The sequence below is a fragment of the Bartonella vinsonii subsp. berkhoffii ATCC 51672 genome, from assembly GCF_902825225.1.
In the GTDB taxonomy this organism is placed as follows: domain Bacteria; phylum Pseudomonadota; class Alphaproteobacteria; order Rhizobiales; family Rhizobiaceae; genus Bartonella; species Bartonella berkhoffii.
In genome coordinates this window covers 82,516-95,622 of sequence record NZ_CADEAK010000004.1, presented here as the reverse complement: position 1 = coordinate 95,622, position 13,107 = coordinate 82,516, and the positions used below count along the sequence as shown (strand labels likewise).

The window sequence follows — 13,107 nt, the reverse complement described above, 5'->3', positions numbered from 1 at the left end:
CTCAAGGATGCTTTCGAGAGGAGGCTGTCTTTTTTGAAGGGATATCATAGTGTCGTAGACAGCGCTGCTGTTCATAAGAACTATACATATCGCATTGTTGTATTTTTGCTTTGCGATATCGTTTAAAAAATATAGGTCGTGCTGTATAGAATAAAATTGTGATATATTCTTCTTTCAAAATAAGCTTTTTCCTATTCTCTCACGTAGAGGTTGGCAGTATTTTCAGAAATATCTTCACATCGATTAGCACTTGGTTCGAATCACGAGATCTGAGTAATATTATTAGCGTTGTTGATAAAAATGATGATGCCAGTTTTTTTTATAAAAAGGTCTGAACTGTGCGATGTTTTCTGTTTCACCATGGTACATAATTAACAGAATTCCATTTGATTTTATAAAACCAGTTTATACGCAACTGCTTCCATATGGTCTATTGCAAATATTGGTTTCTAAGGTATGGAATATATTGAACTGCTTTAGCGTTATATAGTTTGGCTATGTGGAGTGTAACTATGAAGAATGACAAAAAAATTGAGGCAGTTTTATCCGATATTATTGTGAAATGGGAGGCTTTGTCTAAAGCTCAAAAGCAAGAAATATTGGAAATAGTAGAAAATTCTACAAATGCTGCTCAGTCAACAGAACATTTAAAGCTTCAATCTTCTTTTTATCTCCAGACGAAATCAAAGCAATAAGTTTTAAATCTTCATCAGAGATGTTAAAACCAGTTATTACATATATGGCGCTAGCATTTCCAAGTGTGTTAAGAATAGCCATGAGTTTATCTACAGAGGGTCTTTTCCCTCCGTTTATCATTTGTTGTACGTAGTTTTGTCCACAGCCTGCTGCTTTGCTTATTTCAATCATTGTGCGTCCATCGCTTTTTATTAATTCAATTAAGCGTTGGAACCAATCTTTTTCAGTCTTTGTCATTTTTAGACCTTTACATATTTACGCTATAGCGTTAATACTACACTGCGAATCTAGAGTACATGATACAAGGAGCGTAAAAATACCCATGCGTAGCTTTTCGCTTATGAAGGATATAGAGTTGTTTTTAACTAATAACAAAATGTTCCCATACACTTTCAGATTTGAATCAGTAAAAAATGGTTGCTCAGTTTCACGATCGTGACGGAGTGGATGCGTATAATCCAGAGATGGAAATACACCTAGCGTGTTCATGAAATGTCACTGATAGTATACGCAGCGCCATTGTGAATCAAGATATACCCCAACATTGGCATTTGTAAGAAATTTCTGCATTAAGGTGGCGTGTGGATGTAATGAAGCTCCACAGCCTTAAGGAACAAGGTCATGGCTGTAAAAAATACAACAAATTCATTGGTTCAGGACGCTGTTTTTTCTTTTGTTTTAATAAATTAAGTTACTTATAGATGGTATGTCGCATGTGTGCGTTAAGAGATTTAAAAAATAACAAAAAAATGATTTTAGTGATTTTATAGAACATGAAAGTCTTTTCAATCATGAAGGGGATTGTTGGGTAGAGTATAATATAAGTGCTAGACGTTTTATCGAAGATGGATGCGTTTTTGCTAATGCCATGTTTTATAATGATGCCTGTGTTTGGTAATGACAACACTCTTTATGATAGTGCACAGATGAACTGTATGTTGCCTGTTTCCAGCTTTTTTCATGTGTGCCGTAATGCACAACTGAAGTTTAGAGATTCGCAGTAGGCTGTATGTTTATGACAAGATGAAGCTTTATTGTCATTTCAAGGTTAATAGCAATGCACATGTTAATGGAGGAAATCGTTTTTACAGTAATGTTCAAGTTTATAACGATAGGATTCTCAAAAATGTTAAAATTTATGTCAACGCTTTAATTAAGGTTATACAGAGTTTCATAGGAAAGCAAAAGTTTATGGTAACACGGATGTTTTTAACGATAAAGTTTTTTGCAATGGCAAAGAATTTTGTATGGGTGCATCAGCATTCTCCATAGTCAAAGAAAGATGGCAAGAATAATAAGGAGAAGGTGCTTATGGAGTGCATTGCGTCGTTAAAATTGTTTGAGATTAGTTATATTCTTAGCGTTTTATATAAATAAATACGGCGCCGATTGTATGAGGGTGTGGGATTGGCAGCTTCATAGGGTTTGTTTTGCGTTGTTTGTTAGAGTGTTTGGTGGAGAAAATAAGGGTACTAAGCGTAGTTTGTTTATCTAGTACGTTGTAATTTTGGCGTTCTTTTTTGATGGAAAGCGAAACAAAAAATTGGTCGGTATGGTCAATTTAATGGTACTTCAAGGAGATAAAAATGAGTGTAAATGAAATTTTATTAGGAGTGGTGATTGTCGTTTTGGTTTGCAGTGGATTCATGTTTCGTTTTGCTTTTTATTATCGTGATCAGGTTAAAGCTCTTAAAGAAGAAGCAAAAAAGATAAAGCATGAGTTCTTTAGAGATTCTATGAAGATGACTGAAGAACGAGATAGGGCGATTAGAGAGCAAAGTATGGTGATTAAAAGACGTGATCAAGCAATTGAAAAACTGAAAGAACAAATTAAGCAATATGAAGAGGCCATGAAACAATATCAAGATGGAGTAAAATCTAAAGAGGATATGAAAAGGTAATTGTGTCTACATTTTATATTGGATGTTGTACTAAAAGATTTTAGAGGTGTTAAAATAAGGAAATAAAAAGAAGCAGGAGAGAGAAAGGGGTAACCCTTAATTGTAAAAGACTGTAGGTTTTTGGTGTACGTTAGAAATCACATAAAAATTCCCCTTCATCGAAAAAAAAAGAGCTCTTCTTTATTCATCACTCAAGTGTGATGCGAGATTCCACATATAAAAAGTGTGAACTTTTATTTTAATGGTAGGAACGTTAGAATTGTAACTCTCTAATAAGGGCTTTATGCGTAATTTCTTTTATCTGCTCAATATTTACTAAGATGTCTTGTTTTGTTGGATAACCTTTACTTGAAAAAGCAATCTTTTGTTCGTCTCCAGAGATTAAACGCCAGTACCATTGATTGTGAACACCTTGAAATACCTCAAAAAACATGCTTTCCACCTCATAAAATAGCCGTAATTTGTAGGATAAACACTCGACCACCACGACTATGAGCTAAGGTATGTCTCTGTAGCGAGTAGTCAATATATTCCCCTTGATTTTTGTGTCTTAAACAAAATTTCTATGAGGGCTGTGTGTATAGTAACAAGAAAATATTTATTGTCAATAAGCTGTAAATAGGTATTTCATACTACAAAACTGGCTTTTTTAAACTTTAATTAGGGTGTATTTCGGGTTGATATTAGAATTTTTTTTTTCGGTAAGAAAGTATATTGGGTTAACAAAATAAATCCCACATGGCACATAAAATTCCACCAGCATGGAAAAAAAGAGTGCTTCTTTCCGTGCTGATAAAGCTTATATCCGTTTTTTATCCCTTATGATCAGGATGTTTATTGATTAGCTATCATCTCTTTTTGCGATACACTTCGAATGAGTAAATCAATGAATAAGCTAAGGGTATAAGAATTTGCCATTTTAGCCTTCATATCCATCAGAGAAGTTGCAGCTTTGGGATTAAGGCTATGAGATAAGCCTTGTTTTGACAAATATTGCTGCAACTTTTCATAAGAGCCATCAACTTTTTCTTGGTTTATTTTTTCACTACGATCACTGTTGGCAAGAATTTTTTCAAGCCCCTCCATTTTTTTTATAAAATAGTTCCAATCGAAGTCGCTTTTAGTATACTCGCTATCAAACATTTTTCCTTGTCCAGTTAAAAGCCAATTAATATTGACACCGTACAATGTGCGATATGTTTGTAAGACACTCAGATTGGGTTCTCTTTCTCCACGCTCATAAAAGGCAATGGAGTTTTTTGTCATGCTAAAACTTTTAGCCAGTGCTTCACGTGATGGATCCCCTAAAGCGAGGCGTACATAACGTAAACGTTTTCCAAATATAGTTTTTGATTCAGTTTCAGGACGTGCCACGAATTATCTCCCTCAGTAAATCATCATGGTATAGATTTTAACCATTAAAGGCACACTATGTATTAATAACTCATGATGTAATGTCAATATTTATAGTTTTATTTTTCTTTATTTTTTTAATTTTAATGAATAGAATGCGATTTTCAACTTATCGTATTACATATTATTTAAAATTGGTATTCATTTTAGAGGGAATATAAAATTTTCTGTGCTTTTCTTGTTTTTCTAGAGATTCCATATAAAATTGTCATGTGGATTCTTTCTCTTTTCACATTAATGAATGCAATCTTTCGATTAATGCTACAAATTAAAGAAGTAAATTGTGAGGAATGATCATGGCCTTATTAGGCTATTTTAGATGGGCTTTTTTTTTCACAATTGTTGGTGTCTTTATGGGAGGGGCGATTGGTTGGTTTGAAACAGAAAGTGTTAGTGGTTTTCTGAAATATTTTTTTATTTGCTGTGTATTAGGAATTTTAGAAATTTCTCTCTCTTTTGATAATTCTATTATTAATGCGCGTGTTCTTGAAAAAATGGATCCGTTATGGCGTCGCCGTTTCCTGATATGGGGTATTTTGGTGGCGGTGTTTGGGATGCGGATTGTTTTTCCGTTATTGGTGGTTGCTATTGCTGTTGGAATTAATCCAATTGCAGCAGTGAAATTAGCGGTATGGGAACCACATCAATATGCTGCAATCTTAACAGATGCTCATGTGGGGATTGCCGCTTTTGGAGGGACTTTCCTGATAATGGTTGGTTTGAGATATTTTTTTGATTCCCAAAAAGAGGTGCATTGGCTTGCTTTTATAGAAAAACCGGCTCAAAAGCTTGGAACTCTTGCTGGCATTGATATTGCAATCGTTTTAACTTTGATATTGTTTTTTTCAGAACAGATTGCAAGAGAAGATAAAATGGCTTTTTTGCTTGCTAGCCTTTATGGACTTTTGACGTTTATAGGTGTGGAAGCCATCAGTTCACTTTTAGATGCTCCAAAAACAGCTTTAACGACGGTTGCCAAAGGAGGGGCAGGCGCTTTTCTTTATTTAGAGATTCTAGATGCTAGTTTTTCTTTTGATGGTGTTATTGGTGCTTTTGCTTTTTCACACAATCTTTTTATTATCGCAATTGGTCTTGGTATAGGGGCATTTTATGTTCGCTCTATGACGATTATGCTGGTCGAATCAGGGGTATTGTTGCATTATCGTTATCTGGAGCATGGAGCTTTTTATGCTATCTTGGTTCTCGCGGTGATTATGTATCTGCAAACGATTATATCAGTTCCTGAAGTCTTAACAGGATTGGTGGGGAGCTGTATTCTTGGAATGGCTTTTTATTCGTCTCTTCGTTTTAAGCGCCAACGTCTGAATAAACATGGTGTCTCTGAGAAAAATTAATTTTTTATACGTTGCCATAACAAGGCAGAAGAAGATATTTTAGGAAGCCATTAAAAGTTCTATACTGGATTCGTTCATAGTTTTAAGCATAGTGTTCAATGATCCGTTGAGATCAATACCAGCACAGGCGTTGAGTGAAACACTTACTTTGAAGCCACATTGTATGGCGTGAAGTGCGGAAAATCCTACACAAAAATCCGTTGCTAAGCCACACATAGCAAGCTTTGTAAAACCATGTTCTTTAAGGTAAGCTTGCAAGCCTGTTGGTGTTGTTTGATCATTTTCAAAAAAGGCAGAATAGCTATCAATTTTTTTATTATAGCCTTTTCTAAGGATAAGTTGTGTTTTCTCAATTCTGAGAGATGTATGAAATTCTGCTCCTTGTGTTCCTTGTATACAATGATCAGGCCAAACTATTTGCGGGCCATAGTCAAGCTCAACGGTGTCATAGGGTGCTTTTTCAGAATAGGAAGAAGCAAAGCTGCAATGGTTTTTGGGGTGCCAGTCTTGGGTTAAGATAACATGATCAAATTGGTCTATAAGATTATTAATAGCAGGTATAATCGTATCGCTTTGTGGTACTGCAAGTGCTCCACCTGGTAAGAAGTCATTTTGAACATCAATAACGATTAAGGCTTTTTTTTCCATGAACATATTCCTATAGAAGGCTTACCTTTTGTGAGACTTTTAAGAAGCTATATTTCATCTTGAAGTTTCGAGATAATCTCACGGATATTGTTATTATTTTTGTAATTATCAAGCCACAAAAGGGGGAGGGATAGGTTTTGACAGTTTTTTTTATAGTTTTTCACGAATTGTAACCATGTACCAATGGGGAGGGCACTATAGTCACTCATTGCTACATGTCTGTGTAAAGCTTTCATGATTCTCAAGCTTGGAACGTCAGATCCCATAAGGCGGCGGTCGTTTTGTAAGCACAATTTGAGCCAGAGCAATGCAAGAGGTGAAGCCCATTGTTTTCCGTGACACAAAATTGATGAAAAAAGAGAGGGGTTTTTTACCGCATAATGAACAGCCCATAACGCAAAAAAAGAAGGAGCATAGAGAATTGGTTTTCTTGGTGATACCATACTCCATTGATATGTTGGTTTAATACGATAAAAACACAATGTTGTATCTGGTATGGAAAAGAGAGGTGATGTTTGATAACATGTTTCAGGTACAGCTAAAAAGATTTGCTTTTTGCTCTTCGAATGGGCACTTTTTTGCATTTAGAACCGTGGTGGGGCTTGTGAGAACAGAAAAAATATATCAATATAAAGCGAAAAGCTTTCGTTACAATGCAAGCGTTCTTTACCGCACAGTGTAAGAAAAGCAAAAGATTTTTTTCAAAGTCCTCATCTTTGAATACTGCACAATATAAAGAGAAATTTATGGTACGTCAATTTATCTACCACATGGCTGGGCTTAACAAGTCTTACGGCAATAAAAAAATTTTAGAAAGTATTCATTTGTCTTTTTATCCAGATGCAAAAATCGGTATTTTAGGACCGAATGGTGCAGGTAAATCAACTATTTTACGGATTATGGCTGGGCTAGATAAGGAATATACTGGAGAAGCGTGGCTTTCTGAAGGGGCGCGTTGTGGTTATCTGCCGCAAGAACCTCTTCTTGATACAAGCAAAGATGTGCGGGGCAATGTGATGGAAGGTGTTGCAGATAAACAGGCAATCGTTGAGCGTTATAATGAATTGATGATGAATTATAGTGAGGAAACGGCTGATGAAAGTGCACGTCTTCAGGATATTATCGACAGCCAGAATCTTTGGGATTTAGAAAGTCAAGTAGAAATGGCTATGGCGTCTCTTGGTTGTCCACCAGCTAATGAGAGTGTGATAAAGCTTTCAGGAGGTGAGAAACGGCGTGTTGCGCTTTGTAAATTGCTTTTGTCAAAACCTGATTTGTTGCTTTTGGATGAACCGACAAACCATTTAGATGCCGAAACGACGGCTTGGCTTGAAAGGCATTTGCGTGAATATCCTGGTGCGGTACTTTTGATTACACATGATCGTTATTTTCTCGACAATGTGACAGGTTGGATTTTAGAATTAGATCGTGGGAAAGGTATTCCTTATGAGGGGAACTATTCGGCTTATTTGGGGGCGAAAGCCAAGCGTTTGGCTCAGGAAGGTCGGGAAGAGGCTGCACGTCAGCGTGCTTTGTCGCGTGAGCAAGAATGGATAGCTTCTAGTCCAAAAGGGCGACAAGCAAAATCAAAAGCTCGTATTAAGGCTTATGATGCGTTAGTTCAAGCTGCACGTGAGCGCCGTCCTGGAGAGGCACAAATCATTATTCCTATTGGCGAAAGATTGGGGCAGGTTGTCATTGAAGTTGATAACCTTTCTAAAGCATATGGTACGCGTGTGTTGATTGATTCTCTCTCTTTCAAGCTTCCTGCGGGTGGTATTGTCGGAGTCATTGGGGCCAATGGTATGGGAAAGTCTACATTGTTTAAAATGTTGACGGGACAGGAAAAGCCAGATTCAGGTCAAATACGCATCGGTGAAACAGTTCATATGAGTTACGTTGATCAGAGTCGCGATTCTCTAGAGGGAGATAAAACTGTTTGGGAAGAAATTTCTGGCGGAAATGACATTATTAAGTTGGGTAAATATGAGATGAATAGCCGCGCTTATTGTGGTGCTTTTAATTTCAAGGGAACAGATCAACAGCAGAAGGTGGCAAATTTATCAGGTGGGCAGCGTAATCGTGTCCATTTGGCTAAGCTTTTAAAAGAGGGAGGCAATGTTCTTCTCCTTGATGAACCAACAAATGACCTTGATACTGAAACATTAGGTGCACTAGAAGATGCATTGGAAAATTTTGCAGGCTGTGCAGTTATCATATCGCACGATCGTATGTTTCTTGATCGATTGGCAACACATATTTTGGCCTTCGAAGGGGATGGGCATGTTGAATGGTTTGAAGGTAATTTTGCCGAATATCAAGCTGATAAGGTTCGCCGGCTTGGTGCGGACGCTCTTAATCCTAAGCGTGTCAATTATAAACCACTTACACGCTAGAATTTCTTATTTTTTTGAAATTCATTGAGAAATGGTGATGCTGTCTCGTATTTTTGTTTTTCAAAAGAGAGAGTATCGACCATGTTGTAAGGTTTTTATTTGTTACTCCAAGATTAAGAATCACAGTGTGGAATCCTGATAGTATCTTTTACGCAATACGTCGTTATGTTTTATATGTTGGTGATGTATATGAGAACCTGTTACACATCAGGTTATAATGGAAGGACGCAAGTTTTTATATGCAGTTGACAGGTTACAATGCAAGTAACTCCGCTATTTTTTTAAGGGATAGCGGGAAGGAGTGCTGTTTGTTCTTTAACAATTGTTTGTTTTTTATATAACAGAAAACACTATCAACAGAAGTGATGCAACTCTATGCCTTCTTCTTCATTTTCTATTCGTAGGAAATAAATGTTTCTCTGAGAGAATAGTGATGAAAAAACCATTAAGTTTGGATGCGTTGATTATACTGTTGAAAACGATAGCGGAGATAAGTCGTTTACGTATTCTTGCACTCTTGTATCAGGATGATTTAACAATTTCTGATTTTATTTTTATCCTTGGCCAGTCTCAATCACATGTATCACGGCATTTACGCTCATTATATGAGGCAGGGTTGGTTTCTTGTTATCAAAAGAGGGAACGGACTTATTTTAAGTTTTGTTCCGGCTATTTTGGTAAAGACATTGTGATGGCTGCTCTTTCAGCTTTGCCAAAGCACGATGTGATGTTCGCGTGTGATTTAGCACGTTTGGTGGATGTTAAAAAACAGCGCCAAACAATCGAGAGACAGTGTTTTTTAAAAAAGATAGCGCAGTGGGAAGCATTACGGTTATCCTATATTGCAAATCCGATTGTGGAAAATGCTTTACTTGAAATTATTGGCAATAAACCATTTGAGACTATGATGGGTATCGGTACAGATACAGGCTCTCTCTTAAAATTGTTTTCAGGTCTTTATAGCCGTGCAGTTGAAGTTGCACTAGATGGCGATATTTTGCATTTATCTGTTGGAGATACAACTTTTGATTTGGTCATTCTTCATTGGGTTTTATATTTTCTTGAGAATCCTAAGATGGCTCTTCATGAGGTTGCACGTATTTTACGTCCTCAGGGACGTTTGCTGATTGTAGATTTTGTTGGCGGTGAAGTTGAGTCTTCATATTCTTATCATGCTCATAGAAATCTTAGACTTTCAGATTCACACATAGAACAATGGCTTGAAAATGCGGGCCTTATTCTGGAACAAACAGTGTCTCTTGTTCCTATGCAAGATGAAAAGAAGGAAGGACTCTTGGTTGAGCTTTGGCTTGCACGTGATCCACGTTTACTGGTAGATGACCTTAAAGATAAAAAAGTGCAGTTTGCATAATTATATTTTTTTTACGTGTTATATTCTTTGATTTTTTTTCAATTAAAGGCACCAGAGTTTTTGTTAAGTCTTTGAAACCTTATCGCTTTTTTGCGCATTGTGTTTTTTGCATGGGATTAGTGATGCGTCAATCTGTGTTTATTGAGGATCTTTCTAAAGGCACTTTTATAAAGCCAAGGCCGTGAGAGCAGTCATTTATAATGTGTTTGAATTTGTTGCTGGTTATAAAATAACCCGTCCTCATCTTAATCCTCGATGATGAATGATTCGGAATAAATGACGTTCGAAAAGGCGTAATTCTATAAACTTAAAAGAGTTAAAAGATCCATGATTGAGATTATTGCGGTGAGAGTTTTTGAATAAGTTATTTCTGTTTTTATGCTTTTTATCAGGGAAGTTTATACAAACTGGAGTTTCTGGGAAAATATGAAAATGATGATGTTTATAGATTCGTATTGATGATTCTTGGAATAAAATTGCTTCAAATTGGATCATTTTGAATATTTTTTTGCCTAAATTTTTCCATTTTCAAACGATTTATAATTTTTTTGTCTTTTTTTGCTTAAAAGATGACAAGAATTTCTTGTTGTTTAAAATATTTTACTCCATAGCAAGGATATTGCATCGGCTATCTTAATAGTTGATGTAAGAAGACGATCAGGGAACCTCCTCCCCCCCCCGCGTGGATCCCTTAGATTGTCTGGCCTGACTGAGGATTTCCTCAGTCAGGCTCTATCTATAAAGTTTGTTAAAATTTTATAAGGGGGCAAGTATAGGTATCTAGTGTTACATGGTATAGGGTAAAGATAATAGTTAAGAGCTGAGTGGTGGTTTTTGCTCATAAGGAAATTCTTCCTTGGTGAAAATTTGTTGGATGCTTTAAGGAATTTTTTCTTTGGAGATTTTTTTGCTTAGGTAAGAGATAATGGGATTTTGCTGGCGTCGTATCCTTTTCGTCTTATTTGTATTTTTCATTTTTTTTGCCAGTCTTTTTGCTTCTCGAAATGTTGCAGTTCATAAGTTTTTATTTGGAGGCTCTTTTTCTTCTCAGCAGGTTGATGTTACAGAGGAAATTCTTCTAGAGAGATTGGCAGTATTGTTTCCAGATATTATAACGCAACTCTCTAAGCTTAATTCTGAGCAACAGAAGCAGTTAATTGAGGAATTCCGTCGTGATGTGATTTCTGCTGCATCTGCAAATGGTCAGAGCAGTGAACAGGCTCGTAAATTGGGAGAAACTGTTGTTATGGTTCTATCAAAAGCGATTCTACATCCTTCCATTGCTGATGCTTATTTTTAGTTTTTTAAAAATGTGCTTTTATGTGATCTTAAGGGTGTTTTTTGGCTTTTCGTGAATTTCAAGATCTTTATTCATTGTATAAGTCCTAAAGATGGGGGGTGTGCAAGCTTGATGAAATCACAGTATGTGGGAAAATATTTGAATGAAAATGAGTGATGTGAATTTTTATTCAGGCAGTTTTGGGATTTTTATTTTGCCTCTTTATAGAGTTTTCTAAAAACAGATAGACATAATTATTGAGTTTTGTTATAGGACCCAGAACTATTGTATTTATGTATATTGGTATGCTTTCCATACACGATGTTGATTTTGGTGGATAGCTTATTTAGTAGAGGTTTTTTGGTAGCCAGTATTTATTAGCCAATGAAAAGCGTAGATAGCGGTTTTTATTCTGAGTCAGACTTTTGTGTTATCAAGGGACTTTGGTGAAGGCGTTCTCGTTTATGTTGCTTTTTGCAATTATGGAATTGACTTCACAAAAGAATTTAATAATCATATGTAAAAAATAGTAGAGGCATTTTGAATACTGTTTTCGGTTGCTAAAATTTGGCTGTGTTGTAATTGTAACAACAATTTGTAGAGTATATTATCTTTTTTAGCATGTTAAAACTTTCATTATAGTTTCTTTATTGTTCGATTTCTTATGCGATATAGAAGGATATAATAAGTAAGTTGAGTAACTTTCTTCTGGTACAAAAAAATATCTTGAAATTGTCTTAATATTTTCATTTTCAAGCCGCTCTTTCGCTTTCTTTTTCTGTAGAATGCACTCGCAATACCGTTGCCGTTAGGATTTGAAAATGTCTGAGTGAAGAGAAAAAAATGCGAATTTTGAAACTCCTTTTAAATACAGCATTTGCTGTATTTTTTGTGTTTGATATAAGTTGGACTCATACGAGCTTAAATGTTGCAGGTTCAAATAAAAGCTCAGTGCCTCCTTCTTCTAAGATTCTTGCTCGTCCTTATGAATTTCTTATTCAGAAATTTGCAAATAAGTATAATGTTCCTGTTAACTTAGCGCATGCTGTTGTAAGAATTGAGAGTAATTATAAGGCACGTATCAAGGGAGCAGCTGGCGAAATAGGTTTGATGCAAATTAAACCATCTACTGCACGAGGATTGGGTTTTAATGGTTCTGTTCAAGATCTTTATGATCCTGCGACCAATCTTGAATATGGTATGCGTTATTTGGCGCGGGCATATACACTCAGTGGTGGAAATACATGTGGTACAATCCTTAAATATAATGCAGGTCATGGGGCAAGAAAAATGAATTCCATTTCAGCAAAATATTGCTCAAAAGTAAAAACTTATCTGGCTTCATTAAGATAAAAAGAGCCTTAAGGAGATGTTTTTACTTTAAAATATCTTGAAGGTGCTATTTGCACGTGACGAAAAATGTTTTATAAGGGATATGTCAGTCGGCTGGGCAGCCGCGCTTGTTTCGTGCTTAAAGGCGTGCAGGTGAGGAAAGTCCGGGCTCCATGGAAAAACGGTGCCGGGTAACACCCGGCGGGGGTAACCCTAGGGAGAGTGCCACAGAAAGAAAACCGCCTATTTTTATAGGTAAGGGTGAAAGGGTGGGGTAAGAGCCCACCGCACATTCAGTAATGAATGTGGCAAGGTAAACCCCACCGGGAGCAAGACCAAATAGAAATGACGCGCAAGGTTTAACTTGCAGCCGGTTTCCGGGCGAGTCATTCGGGTAGGTTGCACGAGGCGGATGGTAACATCCGTCCCAGATGAATGGTTGCCATGGAAAGTGTAAACTTTACCATACAGAACCCGGCTTATAGGCCGACTGATATTTATGATTGAATTCTCTTTGATTGATAGTGTCAGGAATTTTTCTATGAAGTGTATATCTCTTGAAGTGTACACTCAAATGAAGAGTATTTTTTACAACTATAACATTTCTTTAAGTATAATGCATTAGGATGTGCATCAGGTTAACTTTCGCTTTCATTGTAATAGATATGAGAGTTAAAGTTTTTGTTATTTTGACATCAATTGCCTTTGCTGGCTG

At 36.4% G+C, this 13,107-nt stretch carries 12 protein-coding genes and 1 other RNA gene; 8 read left to right on the top strand and 5 right to left on the bottom strand.

Annotation, left to right across the window (positions count from 1 at the left end; genetic code table 11):
• Window positions 1–512: 512 nt before the first annotated feature.
• Entirely contained in the window at window positions 513–695 is a 183-nt protein-coding gene (locus J7R10_RS09880; RefSeq protein WP_015399199.1) for a hypothetical protein, read from the top strand.
• On the opposite strand, the gene J7R10_RS03245 is transcribed toward J7R10_RS09880, so the two are convergent.
• A complete protein-coding gene (locus J7R10_RS03245) occupies window positions 619–933 on the bottom strand; it encodes a helix-turn-helix domain-containing protein (protein WP_010705449.1) in 315 nt (104 codons plus the stop codon). The genes J7R10_RS09880 and J7R10_RS03245 overlap by 77 nt on opposite strands.
• Before the next feature lie 1,349 nt (window positions 934–2,282).
• On the opposite strand from J7R10_RS03245, the gene J7R10_RS03240 reads away from it, so the two are divergent.
• A complete protein-coding gene (locus tag J7R10_RS03240; protein ID WP_010705448.1) occupies window positions 2,283–2,597 on the top strand; it encodes a hypothetical protein in 315 nt (104 codons plus the stop codon).
• A gap of 253 nt (window positions 2,598–2,850) precedes the next feature.
• Here J7R10_RS03240 and J7R10_RS03235 read toward each other — a convergent pair whose 3' ends face one another.
• Together J7R10_RS03235 and J7R10_RS03230 are read right to left on the bottom strand one after the other, a co-directional pair.
• A complete protein-coding gene (locus J7R10_RS03235) occupies window positions 2,851–3,030 on the bottom strand; it encodes a YegP family protein (RefSeq protein WP_010705447.1) in 180 nt (59 codons plus the stop codon).
• Window positions 3,031–3,431: 401 nt separating this feature from the next.
• Window positions 3,432–3,971 (bottom strand): helix-turn-helix domain-containing protein, encoded by a 540-nt coding sequence (locus J7R10_RS03230; protein WP_010705446.1) that lies wholly within the window; start codon window positions 3,969–3,971, stop codon window positions 3,432–3,434.
• A 335-nt stretch (window positions 3,972–4,306) separates the two neighbouring features.
• Here J7R10_RS03230 and J7R10_RS03225 point away from each other — a divergent pair, with 335 nt between their 5' ends.
• Window positions 4,307–5,365 (top strand): DUF475 domain-containing protein, encoded by a 1,059-nt coding sequence (locus J7R10_RS03225; RefSeq protein WP_010705445.1) that lies wholly within the window; start codon window positions 4,307–4,309, stop codon window positions 5,363–5,365.
• 39 nt (window positions 5,366–5,404) lie between these two features.
• Here the strand turns inward: J7R10_RS03225 and pncA are convergent, their stop codons facing one another.
• Window positions 5,405–6,013 (bottom strand): bifunctional nicotinamidase/pyrazinamidase, encoded by a 609-nt coding sequence (gene pncA / locus J7R10_RS03220; RefSeq protein WP_010705444.1) that lies wholly within the window; start codon window positions 6,011–6,013, stop codon window positions 5,405–5,407.
• A gap of 47 nt (window positions 6,014–6,060) precedes the next feature.
• Window positions 6,061–6,597 (bottom strand): hypothetical protein, encoded by a 537-nt coding sequence (locus J7R10_RS03215; RefSeq protein ID WP_010705443.1) that lies wholly within the window; start codon window positions 6,595–6,597, stop codon window positions 6,061–6,063.
• A gap of 162 nt (window positions 6,598–6,759) precedes the next feature.
• On the opposite strand from J7R10_RS03215, the gene ettA reads away from it, so the two are divergent.
• The 5 genes from ettA to rnpB all read left to right on the top strand — a co-directional run bounded on the left by ettA (window position 6,760) and on the right by rnpB (window position 12,890).
• Window positions 6,760–8,409, top strand: a complete 1,650-nt coding sequence (ettA, locus tag J7R10_RS03210) for an energy-dependent translational throttle protein EttA (RefSeq protein ID WP_010705442.1) — start codon at window positions 6,760–6,762, stop codon at window positions 8,407–8,409.
• Between the two features lie 433 nt (window positions 8,410–8,842).
• A complete protein-coding gene (locus tag J7R10_RS03205; RefSeq protein ID WP_010705441.1) occupies window positions 8,843–9,781 on the top strand; it encodes an ArsR/SmtB family transcription factor in 939 nt (312 codons plus the stop codon).
• Window positions 9,782–10,706: 925 nt separating this feature from the next.
• Window positions 10,707–11,081: a hypothetical protein gene (locus J7R10_RS03200; RefSeq protein ID WP_010705440.1), complete on the top strand. Its 375-nt coding sequence runs from the start codon at window positions 10,707–10,709 to the stop codon at window positions 11,079–11,081.
• A gap of 822 nt (window positions 11,082–11,903) precedes the next feature.
• The gene (locus J7R10_RS03195; protein WP_010705439.1) at window positions 11,904–12,413 is read left to right on the top strand and encodes a lytic transglycosylase domain-containing protein; all 510 of its coding nucleotides are present in this window, start codon (window positions 11,904–11,906) and stop codon (window positions 12,411–12,413) included.
• Window positions 12,414–12,498: 85 nt separating this feature from the next.
• Window positions 12,499–12,890, top strand: an RNA gene (gene rnpB, locus J7R10_RS03190) — RNase P RNA component class A.
• Window positions 12,891–13,107: the final 217 nt, after the last annotated feature.

Coding starts and splice junctions, on each gene's coding strand:
- J7R10_RS03205 (WP_010705441.1), top strand. CDS start 8,843: ATGAAAAAACCATTAAGTTTGGATGCGTTGATTATACTGTTGAAAACG.
- J7R10_RS09880 (WP_015399199.1), top strand. CDS start 513: ATGAAGAATGACAAAAAAATTGAGGCAGTTTTATCCGATATTATTGTG.
- J7R10_RS03240 (WP_010705448.1), top strand. CDS start 2,283: ATGAGTGTAAATGAAATTTTATTAGGAGTGGTGATTGTCGTTTTGGTT.
- J7R10_RS03235 (WP_010705447.1), bottom strand. CDS start 3,030: ATGTTTTTTGAGGTATTTCAAGGTGTTCACAATCAATGGTACTGGCGT.
- J7R10_RS03195 (WP_010705439.1), top strand. CDS start 11,904: ATGCGAATTTTGAAACTCCTTTTAAATACAGCATTTGCTGTATTTTTT.
- J7R10_RS03245 (WP_010705449.1), bottom strand. CDS start 933: ATGACAAAGACTGAAAAAGATTGGTTCCAACGCTTAATTGAATTAATA.
- J7R10_RS03215 (WP_010705443.1), bottom strand. CDS start 6,597: ATGCAAAAAAGTGCCCATTCGAAGAGCAAAAAGCAAATCTTTTTAGCT.
- J7R10_RS03200 (WP_010705440.1), top strand. CDS start 10,707: ATGGGATTTTGCTGGCGTCGTATCCTTTTCGTCTTATTTGTATTTTTC.
- pncA (WP_010705444.1), bottom strand. CDS start 6,013: ATGGAAAAAAAAGCCTTAATCGTTATTGATGTTCAAAATGACTTCTTA.
- ettA (WP_010705442.1), top strand. CDS start 6,760: ATGGTACGTCAATTTATCTACCACATGGCTGGGCTTAACAAGTCTTAC.
- J7R10_RS03225 (WP_010705445.1), top strand. CDS start 4,307: ATGGCCTTATTAGGCTATTTTAGATGGGCTTTTTTTTTCACAATTGTT.